The organism is Streptomyces sp. NPDC003011 (assembly GCF_053591515.1).
This window is the reverse complement of record NZ_JBSFTY010000010.1, coordinates 129,878-141,895: the sequence shown is the minus strand read 5'-3', so window position 1 is coordinate 141,895 and position 12,018 is coordinate 129,878. Positions and strand designations below refer to the sequence as shown.

10 protein-coding genes and 2 pseudogenes are annotated in these 12,018 nt (G+C 69.2%); 6 read left to right on the top strand and 6 right to left on the bottom strand.

The genetic code is table 11. The annotated features are described in order from the left end of the window. Window positions 1-156: 156 nt before the first annotated feature. Window positions 157-507 (top strand): ester cyclase, encoded by a 351-nt coding sequence (locus tag ACWD0J_RS08065; RefSeq protein ID WP_451494912.1) that lies wholly within the window; start codon window positions 157-159, stop codon window positions 505-507. Between the two features lie 14 nt (window positions 508-521). On the opposite strand, the gene ACWD0J_RS08060 is transcribed toward ACWD0J_RS08065, so the two are convergent. The 4 genes and pseudogenes from ACWD0J_RS08060 to ACWD0J_RS08045 form a co-directional block, all read right to left on the bottom strand. Then, on the bottom strand, window positions 522-1,115 hold the full coding sequence (locus ACWD0J_RS08060) for an SDR family oxidoreductase (protein WP_451494911.1): 594 nt from the start codon (window positions 1,113-1,115) through the stop codon (window positions 522-524). Between the two features lie 177 nt (window positions 1,116-1,292). After that, window positions 1,293-1,505 carry a hypothetical protein gene (locus ACWD0J_RS08055; protein ID WP_451494910.1) on the bottom strand — a complete coding sequence of 71 codons (213 nt, stop codon included), beginning with the start codon at window positions 1,503-1,505 and terminating at the stop codon, window positions 1,293-1,295. A 283-nt stretch (window positions 1,506-1,788) separates the two neighbouring features. After that, a complete protein-coding gene (locus ACWD0J_RS08050; protein ID WP_451494909.1) occupies window positions 1,789-2,667 on the bottom strand; it encodes an alpha/beta fold hydrolase in 879 nt (292 codons plus the stop codon). A 31-nt stretch (window positions 2,668-2,698) separates the two neighbouring features. Continuing rightward, a pseudogene (locus tag ACWD0J_RS08045) lies at window positions 2,699-3,395 on the bottom strand (SDR family oxidoreductase). 422 nt (window positions 3,396-3,817) lie between these two features. Here ACWD0J_RS08045 and ACWD0J_RS08040 point away from each other — a divergent pair. The 5 genes and pseudogenes from ACWD0J_RS08040 to ACWD0J_RS08020 all read left to right on the top strand — a co-directional run bounded on the left by ACWD0J_RS08040 (window position 3,818) and on the right by ACWD0J_RS08020 (window position 8,177). Then, on the top strand, window positions 3,818-4,765 hold the full coding sequence (locus ACWD0J_RS08040) for a S66 family peptidase (protein ID WP_451494908.1): 948 nt from the start codon (window positions 3,818-3,820) through the stop codon (window positions 4,763-4,765). Window positions 4,766-4,983: 218 nt separating this feature from the next. Next, entirely contained in the window at window positions 4,984-5,547 is a 564-nt protein-coding gene (locus ACWD0J_RS08035) for a cysteine hydrolase family protein (RefSeq protein ID WP_451494907.1), read from the top strand. Between the two features lie 73 nt (window positions 5,548-5,620). Then, window positions 5,621-5,962 (top strand): annotated as a pseudogene (locus ACWD0J_RS08030) (DUF3533 domain-containing protein); the annotation flags it as partial. Between the two features lie 215 nt (window positions 5,963-6,177). After that, a complete protein-coding gene (locus ACWD0J_RS08025) occupies window positions 6,178-6,747 on the top strand; it encodes a TetR/AcrR family transcriptional regulator (RefSeq protein ID WP_451494906.1) in 570 nt (189 codons plus the stop codon). A 614-nt stretch (window positions 6,748-7,361) separates the two neighbouring features. Beyond that, window positions 7,362-8,177 (top strand): oxidoreductase, encoded by an 816-nt coding sequence (locus ACWD0J_RS08020; RefSeq protein ID WP_451494918.1) that lies wholly within the window; start codon window positions 7,362-7,364, stop codon window positions 8,175-8,177. A 1,028-nt stretch (window positions 8,178-9,205) separates the two neighbouring features. Here ACWD0J_RS08020 and ACWD0J_RS08015 read toward each other — a convergent pair. Beyond that, a complete protein-coding gene (locus ACWD0J_RS08015; RefSeq protein ID WP_451494905.1) occupies window positions 9,206-10,594 on the bottom strand; it encodes an MFS transporter in 1,389 nt (462 codons plus the stop codon). Window positions 10,595-10,683: 89 nt separating this feature from the next. Continuing rightward, window positions 10,684-11,988: an ATP-grasp domain-containing protein gene (locus ACWD0J_RS08010; protein WP_451494904.1), complete on the bottom strand. Its 1,305-nt coding sequence runs from the start codon at window positions 11,986-11,988 to the stop codon at window positions 10,684-10,686. Between the last annotated feature and the right edge of the window lie 30 nt (window positions 11,989-12,018).

Here is a 12,018-nt window from a genome sequence, read left to right as displayed (position 1 = left end):
CCACCCTGTACGCTCAACCACCAGAAAGGTGCCCTGACTTCTGTGCCGGATACGACCTAGACACTCGCATCCTTACAGGTCAGCGGCACCTTTCTGCTATCGGAGCGTCAGATCGCCCAATTCCGCTGAATACACAGGGCTAACTCAGCGAGCGAGATGGTGCGCTCGGCTACGAGCACCGCACTGCGGGTCGCCGCGCGCGAGCTGGAGTTCTACGACACCGGCAACGTCGACGGGGCGGACGAGGTGTTCGCCGCGGATGTGATCGACCACAACTCCGCCACTGACGTAGCCTCGGGCATCGACGGCATGCGGGCGTCGATCGCCGCGGTCCGCGACGGATTCACCGACACGCAGCACCGGACCCTGTTCCAGCAGGAGCTTCCTGGCAGCTGGGTGGTCCTCCACTGGATGATGACGGCGATCCACACCGGAGACGCCTTCGGGTTCGCCACCAGCGGCAACACGGTGGCAGTTCCGGACGGCGAGCCCACCGTCACCGCCTGACCGCCGAAGCGGCGTCAGCGGATCGAGGACCCGGGGGAGATGCCGCCGTCCACATCCAGGACGACACCGGTGATGTAGCCGGCCGCCTCGCTGGCGAGGAAGGCCGCGGCTTCGGCGATGTCCTGGGGCCTGCCGGTGCGGCGCATGGGATCTTGTTCGTGAGTTTGCCGCGTGCGGGGCCGTTCATGGAGGCGAGCATGGGGGTGTCGATGAGGCCGGGACCAGGACATGGAGGAGAAGCTGACGATGCGTCCGTAGTCCTGGTGTGTCATGGGGCCGAGCGCGGCGCGGGCGCGGTGGAAGCCGCCGGTGAGGCTGACGCCGACGACGGCGTGCCAGTCGTCGTCGGTGATGTCCTCGACACGGTTGTCGCGGATGCTGCCGGCGTTGTCGACCAGGAGCTCAAGGCGGCCGAGACCGGCGGTGACGCCGTCGATCCAGGCGTTGACCCGAGCCGAGTCGGTCACGTCCACCACGTCGGTGCGCAGTTTCGCGTCGTGGGCGTCGGCGATCGTCCCGGTGGCGAGGAACTGGCCGCCTTCGCCGACCGCTGGACCCGGCGAGTTCGGTGGCCGACGCCCTGCGAGCCTTCCTCGCTCCTCCCCCACTCCCCCACTCCCCCACCAGAAAAGCGGGCAGCGAGTGAATCGCTACCAGGGACGCGTCGTGTGCGCAGGGCCTGCTCGGGGCCATGCCGTCGATCCGGTGCAGCAGCGTCTTGAGCCGTTGTTGGGTGGGACTGTGGCGGTCGACCAACCGGTGGCAGACACGGCCGTCCTGCTGTCTCATGAGCAAACCGAGATCAGCAGGTCAGGCTGCCCGGCGAGGTCGAGCAGATCGGTAGCGTGCCGGCGCATGAGCGCGTCGGCACCCATCATGAGGGGCCAGGGCGCCGAACTCGATCGCACCGCCGCGCGTCCACAGTCCCTCGCCGGATCGGACCACGTGAGCATCAGCGCGATCACCTTCAGCTCCGGCGGCTTGGCCAGCCCCGCCATCCACCGTGTGTTGCCGAAACAGCTGACGCCGATCATGCCGACGGAGCCGCTCGCACCGGGAAGGGGCGGCAGCCCACCGTAGGGTGTCGTACCCGTCGCTCTCCTCGTACGTTCACGGCTCCCGGTCCCCCTCGGCTGCGAACCGGCCACGGTCCGCAGCCGACGGGCCGGTAGACGTCCGCCCGCAGCACGTGCCGTCACGCGTCTCCGCCGGAACGTCGATCTCGATCCGGACCTCCGTCATGTACCGCTCCTCAGATGTGGCCAGAGGGGTCCGGGGCGGTCACGCCACCGCGTTCAACAGGTCGGCCAGTACGTCGGGCCGTTCCAGGGCGATGAAGTGGCCGGCCTTCGGCACCTGCGTGAAGTCGGCGGCCGGCAGCAGCTTCTTGTTGGCCTCCCGGTCCGAGGGCCGGGACCAGTCCTTCTCCCCGTAGACGAGGTGGATGGGTGCCTTGACCTCGGGGTAGCGCGAGCGGGCCGCGATGAGGCTGGGCAGGTTCTGGTAGACGCCCCGGGCGACGGCCGGGTAGCCGGGGCGGCCGCCCACCTGGAGCAGTTCGTCCACGTAGTCCTCGTGTAGCGCGCTCTTGTCGCCCAGGCCGCCCTGAAGGATCTTGCTGAGGGCGGGCTTGGGCTCCACACCGGCGATCACCGGGCCCACCCCGGGCATGAGGACACCGCTGATCACCACGCGGGCGAGGAGGTTGGAGCGGGCGATCCCGCCGCGGAAGTCGTAAGTGTTGACCGCGACGACGCGCCGCACCCGCTCCGGCAGATCGGCCGCGGTGGTCAGGGCGAGCACCGCCCCCATGGACTCCCCGACCAACGTCACGTCATGCAGGTCGAGTTCCGTCAGGAGCCGCTCGACCCCCGCACGCATGGCCGGCTCGTCGTACGACGCCCCGGGCACGATCTCGGAGTAGCCCATCCCCGGCAGATCGAGGGCATAAACGGTGTACTGCTCCGCGATCAGCGGAATGAGGAGACGGAAGTGCTCGGCCTGCGTGCGCACGGTGTGCAGCAGGACAAGCGGGGCACCGCTGCCCGCCTTGAGGTAGCGCAGCGTTCCCTCGCGGCCGTCACGCCCTCCGCGAGGGGCGATGGTGTGTGTGGTCGTCCCCGGGATGTGAATCGTGGGACGTGACTCCTGGCTGGGCATCTCGCCGTCTCCCTGTCCTGTCTTCCCTGTCTTACTTGGCCAGCTGGTCGTACAGCCCGGCCAGGTCGCCGGCGAGGCCTGCCTTGACCTGGCGCGTGATGTCGTCGGCGAGCACCTCGTACGCGCCCGTCTCGACCCCGTCGAGGGCGAGGGCGGCGATGTCACGAGGGTCGGACTTGGGCGCGTCGACGCCCGCCGCCAGGTCCGTGTCGACGTACCCGACGTGCAGTCCGGTGACGCCGATGCCGCGCGGCTGAAGCTCCAGGCGCAGGGAGTTGGACTGCGACCACAGGGCGGCCTTGGAGGCGCTGTAGGAGCCGCCGAGTGCCAGCCAGGAGAGCACGGAGTGGACGTTGAGGATGTGGCCGCCGCCGTTGCGCTCGATGATCGGTACGAAGGCGCGGGTGAGCAGCAGGGGCCCGTAGAAGTTGGTCTCGAACTCCTTGCGTACGTCGTCGACCGGGGAGTCGAGGAAGGAGGCGCCCACCGCGGCACCCGCGTTGTTGATCAGCACGGTGACGTCCTGCGCCTGGGCGGCGGCAGCCGCCACGGAGACCGGGTCGGTGACCTCCAGCGCCACCGGGACCGCGTCGGGGTGCGTCACGGTGCGCGGGTCGCGGGCCGTGGCGTAGACCTTGGCGGCTCCACGCGCGTACAGCTCTTCCACCAGCGCCGATGCCCCGGCTGCCACCGGTGACGACGACGTTCGCGCCCTTCAAAACGGTCATGACTACCTCCACAAGAATGTGAAACCGATCGGTATCCACTACAGTAAACCGATCGGTTTCCCAGGCGCAAGTCCAGCAGAGGCCCCGACTTCGCCGTGGCGTGCCGTACCCGTGGATCCCGGGGATGGTGAGCTCTCCGCCCGTCTGTCCGGCCTGGTGGATGTCGGCGTCGTCCAGGCCGAGCTGGAGCTTGAGGCCGGGTTTCCCGACCGTGTCGAAAAGCCACTCCGGAACGGTGTCGGGGGCGAGACGGAGGCGAAGCGCCGGGGGCAGGGGGATGCCCTCGACACCGGAGAGGGTCCCCGTCAGGCTTTCGACGTACATGGTGATGCGGTCGCCTTGCAGCGTGGACGTCGATCCGGGCGCTGCGTCGATGTGCTGGATCTGCGCGCCGACGGGTACGGCCATCTTGAGGGAAGGACATGCGTGAGCGGCTCCATGTCGCTGTCCGTGACGTGCAGGCACGTGGGTGCGAGGTCGTCGTCGGGGAGTGCATGGACGGCTCGGGGCACGTGAGTGCCCCGGCCGCCGACCGCGCGAGTGAACTGATGGCGATGCTGACCGACCCCACCGTCCGGGCGGTCGTGCCGCCGTGGGGCGGAGAGACCGCTATCGACCTGATTCCGCTGCTCGACTGGGACCGGCTGCGCGAGGCGGAGCCGACCTGGCTCGTCGGGTTCTCCGACATCTCGATCCTGATGACACCGCTGACCCTGCTCACCGGCACGGCGACACTCCACGGCAACAACCTTTCGGACACTCCCTACCGCGTCTCCGAGGGACTGTTGTCGTGGCTCGACATCGTCGCCGCACCCGCGGGTCACCCGTTCACGCAGTACCCGCCCGGTCGCCACCGGACCACGGGCTTCGACGACTTCGTCGGCCATCCCGAGGTACGTGAGTACACGCTTGACGCCGCTGGCACATGGACCCGGCTCGACGGCACTGGTGACTTGGAGGCCGAGGGAAGACTGATCGGGGGCTGCATCGAGGCGCTTCGCAACCTCGCGGGGACGAGCTACCTGGATGTCGCCGCCTTCGCTCGCGATGAGTCCCCAAATGGGCTCCTCGTATACGTGGAGGATGCCGGCAGCGACGTCTTCACGATCTGCCGGAACCTGCACGGCATGAGGATCGCCGGATTCTTCGACCGCGCGAACGCGATCCTCGTCGGTCGGAGCAGCGCACCGGGCTACAGCTCCCTCAGCCACCATGAGGCTGTCCTCGACGCGCTTGGCACCCTGAACGTGCCGATCATCGCCGACGTCGAGTGCGGCCACATTCCGCCCTACATGCCGATCGTCAACGGGGCACATGGCCGGATCGTCCACTCATCGAGCCGTAGCGAGCTGACGCAGACCTTGGGCTGACCTTCCAAGCCGGTCTGGCTTCGTAACTGACGGGCGACACCGCTTATCACCGAGTTTGGACAGCACTGGTGATCACAGGGCAAGAAGAGTCGATGCGAACAGCCACCAGTCATGGGCGCACTGCGGCGCGACGCTGATGAGGATCTCCGAAACCTCCACCGCGGCTCGATTGATCCACCAGACTTGCTCTCGTTCACAACGGAGAAGGGACGGCGAGCATGGCGAACAGTGCGCTTCTGGTGATGGACGTCCAACGGGATGTCGTGGCCATCGCCGACGACGGTTCCGGGTATCTGCCGCGCTTGCGCAGAGCGATCGACGGTGCCCGGGCTGCCGGCATCCCTGTGATCTACGTGGTGATGGGGTTACGGCCGGGCGATCCGGAAGTCAGCCCTCGCAACAGGGTGATGACAAACGTCGTGCGGGCCGGCCTGTTCACCGAGGGCGCCCCTGGCACCGAGATTCATGACGACGTCGCGCCCCAGCAGGGCGACGTGGTGGTTTCCAAGAGGCGGGGGAGCGCGTTCTCGGGCAGCGACCTCGACTTGGTACTCAGGGCTCGCGAGATCGACAGCCTTGTTCTCACTGGCATCGCCACCAGCGCTGTGGTGCTGTCCACCCTGTGGCACGCTATCGACCTGGACTTCGGCCTCACCGTCCTGGCGGATGCCTGCCTCGACACCGACCCCGAGGTGCACACGATGCTCACCGAAAAGCTGTTCCCGCAGTGGGCAGATGTCGTCGCCGTCGAGGGCTGGCTCAAAGCCATCGCACCGCAATAGCGGGAGGCCGTCCGGACCCTCGCGTGCGGGGCAAGACGGCATCGCCTCCCGTCGGCCGCGCGGGCGACCTGCGCTCGCGGTCTTCGGCACGCCCGGCATGCTCGTGGTCACGCTGGTCTTCATCGGGATGGCGGTGCCGACGTCCGGGGCCACCACCCCCATCGAGGCGCTGCCGGGCTTCTACCGCTTCCTGGCGGAGTTCGAGCCGCTGCGGCAGATCGTCGGTGGCATCCGCTCGATCCTCTCCTACGACGCCCAGGGCGACGCGGGACTGACCCGGGGCTGGGTCATGATGGCAGCCGGCCTCGTGGCGGCCGCACTCTTCGGTTTCGGCGTGCTGGGGTGGTACGACCGCAAGGGGCTGCACCGCATCCCGGTGGAGACGACGCCCGAGAAGACGACGGCCCCGGCATAGCGCAGGCCATCCTCCCATTCCCCCAAGGACGGGGCCATCACTCGGAGTGGCCCCGGTGTGTGTCGCCGTGTGTGTCGCCCTGCCGGAGACGCCGGGCACGCACGCACCACGGCTCGGCGACGGCCTTCCCCCAGGCCGTCGACGAGCCTCCGCGCGGACGCCACCATGGAAACCGATCGGTTTTGAATTACTCCCTTCTGGGTTAACCTCGCGATATGACCACCGAAGTGAAACAAAGCCCCAGGGAGCGGCTGCTGGAGGCGGCGGCCACACTCACCTACCGAGACGGTGTCGGCATCGGTGTCGAGGCGCTGTGCAAGGCGGCGGGAGTCTCGAAGCGCTCCATGTACCAGCTGTTCGACAGCAAGGACGAACTGCTCGCGGCGAGTCTGGAGCGGCGCACCTCCGCCTACGTGGCGGCACTCCTGCCCGCGGCGGACGACGACCGTTCCCCGAGAGAGCGGATCCTGCACGTTTTCGAGCAGGTGGAATCACTGTCGGGCGCGCCCGAGTTCTACGGCTGCCCCTTCCTGGCCGCGCAGATCGAGCTCAAGGACCAGAGCCACCCCGCGAGCCGGGTCGCCCGTCAGGTCAAGGAGAACCTGACCGCCTTCTTCCGCGCCGAGGCCGAGCGGGGCGGGGCGAGCGATCCCGGCCTGCTGGCCCGGCAACTCAGTCTGGTCTTCGACGGTGGCAGCGCCCGTGCGGGCATCGGCGCGGACCAACTGACGGGGCTCATCGCGCCCACGGTGATCACCCTGCTCGACGCGGCGGGCGTGCGCTGACGGATCGCCCCTCCGGAACGCCTCCCGCCGCCTCGCGTTCGGGGACAGCCCCATAGCCGCAAGAGTGGTGCCGAGCATGCCGTCCTCGGCGACGGCGGCGAAGAACCTCGCGGTCGCTTCGGCGTCGGCACCCAGCGGCAGGTGCGCAGGTGCGCAGGTGCGCGGTCTCCCAGATCCTTATCCGGCCGACCCGGACGACCTCGCCGACCTCTACAGCGCCGCGGCGGCCGCCACGGTGACGTATCCCTGCATCTGCGTCAGGAGCATTTCGGGACGCGTCGAGATCAGTCGTGCGTAAGCACTCGTCAGGGCCTGAAGCGCCTGCTCGCCGCCCTCCGCCTCATCGGCCGCCCTCTCGAAAGCCAGGCGGGTGTCTTCCCTGCTCCGCGTCAGAGCGGCGACGAAGATCGTCTCTCGTCCGGGAAGAGCCGGAAGAGACACGGCTGCGTGACGCCGACCCGCCTGGCGATCGCCGCGCGAATGACACTCCCGCGCCTCTCCTGTGCGCCGCCCTGCCCATGCCGCCGCCCTCCCCCGCTTGGACTTGCCCTAGGAAACCGATCGGTTTACAGTGATGGAAACCGATCGGTTTTGCAACGAGCGTGGGAGTCATGATGACGACAGATCGGCCGGTGGCACTCGTGACGGGTGCGTCATCCGGCATCGGGAGGGAAACCGCGCTCGCACTGGTCGCGGCGGGGTTCGACGTGGTCGGCACAAGCCGCGACACCTCACGCGTCACCCCGCTCGACGGTGTGACGTTCCTCGGCCTCGACGTGGCCGACGACGCCTCGGTCGCCGCGGCGGTCCACGAGGTGAGCGAGCGGTTCGGGCGGATCGACGCCCTGGTCAACAACGCCGGTGTCGGTTCGACGGGCGCGGCGGAGGAGACCTCCGTGGAGCAGGCCCAGGCCGTCTTCGACACCAACGTCTTCGGCGTGATGCGCATGGTGACGAAGGTCCTGCCGTACATGCGCGCACAGCGACGCGGACGCATCATCAACATCTCGTCCGTGCTCGGATTCATTCCCCAGCCGTACATGGCCGTCTACGCCGCCTCCAAACACGCGATCGAGGGCTACTCCGAGTCGCTCGACCACGAGGTCCGGGAGTACGGCATCCGGTCGCTTCTCGTCGAACCGGCCTACACCAGGACCGCATTCGAGGCCAACAGCGCGAAGCCGGACACGCCCCTGCACGCCTACGCGAAGCAGCGGCAGATCGCCGACCGCGTCATGGCGGAGGCCATCAGGGGCGGCGACGCACCCGCCGTCGTCGCCAAGGCGATCGTCGCGGCGGCGACCGACGCCAGGCCGAAGCTGCGCTACACCGCCGGCACCACGGCCGGACGGGTGAGCACACTGCGCCGCCTCGTTCCCGCCCGGACCTTCGACAAGCAGATCCGCAAGATCAACCGCCTGGCCGGCTGACGCGCAGCCTCACGCAAACGGCCTGGCATCCCTCCTGACCAGAAGAGCTGACCCACCCCCAGCCAGAAGAGGACACCTTGATGTCAGAGCGCAATCCCATCCTGATCACCGGCGCCGCAGGAGAAATCGGTGGTGTGAGCCGGATGATGGTCGACATGCTGCTCGGCCAAGGGCACCCCGTGCGCGCGTTCGTACGGCAGGACGACGAACGCGCCCAGTCGCTCCGCCAGGCTGGAGGAACTTCACGAAACCGGGGTCAGCTCAGTAGGAATATGAGCCGTGGCGGGTGCGTGAACAGGGGACCATCCAGATATCCAGCCGTGGCAGGATCGCCTCATGTTGATCCGAAAGGGCGATGCCGCGTAGGCGTCCCAAGGCCGTCCGTGCAGAGCGGTGGCGGCCACGATGGCAGTATCCGGTCCTGAGGGTCTGCGGTGTCTCAGCGCGGACCCGTGCAGCGATCCGCCGGGTCGAAGACCGGGAGATGTGGCCCAACACGGTCGCGAATGCGCTCTCTCGCTTCGAGTGGGCCTTCAAGCAACATGGCCGCTACCGAACGCCTCCGAGGCCTGTTCACCTGGGATAGAGGTGGAAGACGCTCGTGACGATCTGGAGCGGGCGATGCTGCACCTTCCTCTTGGAGCCAAACGGGACTTGGGTCGACTGATTACGCGCATCGACGAGGAATTCGAGCGCCGCACCTTGCCGGAGCCCAACTACATCGAGTCGGCGATGGACGGCTGGTGGTGGACCAGGATGCGTGAACGCTGACGGAACGGGCCTCGTGTCCATTCCCTGCAATCGAACAACACCGTTGCCCTACGCGACGGCTCGCCAAGATCTGTGCCAGAACCCACCACTGCTCGATGAAGCCACGCAGCAGTGCTGCGGTCTGCTCCTTCGGCCCGTCAGACACCAGCGCGCGGACGGTAGCGCAGCCACCACTGACGATGCGCTGGCGGCATGGGCCTCCTGACCGGCCACTGGCGTCGGGGACGCCGGCGCGGGCTGTCCGTTTCATGTTTTCGTCATTTCACCGGCGAGGAGGCGTCCTCCTGATCCGCGGCGGATGATCGACGGCGGTTCAGACGGAGGTCGGTCAGGGCGATGGTGACGGCCGAGGCGACCACGACGGCGTTGAGGCACAGGGCGAGGCGTGGGCCGATGCCGACCAGGGTGCCCGCCAGTGCCGTGCCGGCCGAACCGGCGGCCATCTTCAGCCCGGCCATCGTCACGAACACCTGCGCCCGGGCATTGGGCGGGGAGTACACCGACCGCACGGCCAGGGACGCGGTGAACAGGATTGCGCTCGTCGCTCCCGCCAGGGCGAAGGTCGCCAGAGCGAGAACATAGCCGGGTGCCAGCGCACAGAGACCGACGGCCACGGCGTTCGCGGCGATCAGCCGCAGCACCCAGCGCTCCGGTTCCCCGGTGAGCGGGAACGCGCCGGTCAGCAGCGCTCCGCAGAGGTTGCCGACGCCGTAGGCGGCGCCGAGGGCGGCGCCCGCGCCCGCCGAGCCTTGGAGGTTGCGGCCGAAGACCACCGCGATCACCATCACGCCGCCGGTGCTGACCGAGGTGATCATCGTGGCGATCATGACGCGCCGCAGCGGACCACGCCGGACGATCACTTTGAGGGCGTCCCGTACGGGCATCGAGCGTTGCCTCGCGGCGGCGGTCCGGTGCTCCTTCGGCAGCGCGAACATCAGCAGGCCGCCCGCCACCCCGGCCGCGCCCAGCGCGACAACCGCCGTCATGGCCCCGGTCAGGGCGGTGATCGCGGCGACCGCGGCCGGACCGAGGATGTTGCTGCTTCCGTAGGTCGCCGAGTCCCACCCCTCGGCCCGGCGCTGGGCGCGGGTGTCCTCGCCGACGATCAGCGCGAGTCGGCTGCTGAGCCCTCCCGTCATGAGCGGACCGCAGAGACCACCGACGACAACGAGCAGACCCACCAGGACGACGGGCAGACGGCCCAGCGTCAGACCGGTGCCGGCGAGCATCAACCCGAAGACGATGAACGCGGTCGCCAGCCGAAATCTCGGGTCGCGGGCCTCCTCCAGCCAGCGCGCCATCCACGGTCCGGCGACGTTGGGCAGCGTGAGCAGGGCCGCCAGGACGCCGCCGAGCGCGGCCCCGCCGTGCCCGGGTCGGCTCAGCGTCAACGCGACAAGCGCGACGGGAGCGCCGCCGCTGGCCGAGCGTACGAGCGTCGCCGAGGTGAGGTACACGGCGAGCGAGAGACCTCGGCGCTGCCGTAACTCTTCCTGCGCGTCCTGTGGTTCCGGCGACGACGGGCCGTCGGCCAGGCCGGGTGGCCGCGGGGCGTCGGCCGGCTCCTGCTCCTTCGGTGCGGTGATCGCGTCTGGTGCCCGCATGGTGCCGGACGTCGCGTCGGCGCGCTTGCCGCGGTCGGGCACGTCTTCTCCGTTCGACGAGGTCCGGCCGCAGTTCACGGACGCGTTGCTGCTGTTCGTGCCCGCGGTGGTTCGCCGGCCGCCGTCGCGCCTCACGCGACCGGAGCCGGGGTGCGGGCCTGCTCGGCCAACAGCGGGAAGCCCAAGAGACCCTCGATGTCGGCCTTGACCGCCGAGCACGCCGCCTCGGCCTCGGCGGGCGTAGGGGCCAAGGCGCGCAGCATGCCGAACGAGTCGAAGTTGGTGCGCATGGGCGGCACCACGTCACCAGCCCCCACCCGCGCGTAGCCGGAGTGGAGTCGGGCGAGGAAGGGGGCGAACCAGTCGTCGGGAAGACGGGCGGGCACGGTCGACTCCTCAGGGGCGGCGAGGAACGAATGGGAAGCCGAGCCCTCCAGGGACAGCGGACCGTCGGGCAGGGGCCCGCCGAGGAACAGGTCGACCAGGAGAGCGAAGACGTCCACCCCGGCGACACTGCTGATGGTGTCGGGCAGGGAGCCGCCCGTCAGCCGCGGGTTGACCTCGATGAGCCGGAAGCCGGACGGGGTGTGCATCACCTCCACGTGGAAGATGCCCAGGTCGAGCCCGAGTGCGCGGCACACCTCGACGGCGTAGCGGCCGAGTGCGGCCTCGTCGGCGGCCGGGAGCCCGGAGGGGACGGTGCATCCCAGTTCCAGCACCGGGTTCTCCCGGCTGACCTTCCGGCTCGCGCACACGAGGGGGACCAGGCGCTCCCCGGACGCGGCGACCTCCACGGAGTACAGGTCCCCGGACACCAATTCCTCGACCAGGTACCGCTCGTCGAGCTGCCGGGCCATGCCCTCGGTGAGCCCGTCGCGGTCCGCCGCCGCGGCGGCGAAGTGGGCACGTACGGCGGAGGGATCGCGGGCAATGGAGGTCACGGCCTTCCCGATGCCGAGGACCGGTTTCACGATCACCGGGTAGCCGATGGCCTCGGCGGCCTCCAGCGCTTCGGCGGCGTCGGTGACGACACGGAAGCCGACGCTCGGCACCCCGCGCTCGCGCAGGATGCGGCGGCACTCGCCCTTGTCCCGGGCTGCGAGTGTGCCGGCCGGCGAGGTGCCGCGCGCGCCGATGCGGGCGGCGAGGTCGGCGGCGGCCTGCGCCCCGTAGCTCAGCGTGGAGAGCACCGCGTCGACGCTCCCGGGGTCCGCACCGGAGGCGAGCAGTGCTCCGTACACCGCGTCGCCGTCCAGGGGATCGGCGAACGGGGCAGCGTGGTCGGCGAGTCGGAGGGCTTCCCTGCGCTGGGCTGGGGTGGCGGTGAAGTCGTAGAGGGGGCAGTGCAGGTAGGTCACGGTGTGACCGCTTCGCTTCGCGTGAGCGAGTGCCTGAACACCCAGGCCCGTGGTCTCCACGAAGAGGAGGTGAGACATTGCGGCCCTTCCTCGCCGCGCGGCGGCGGG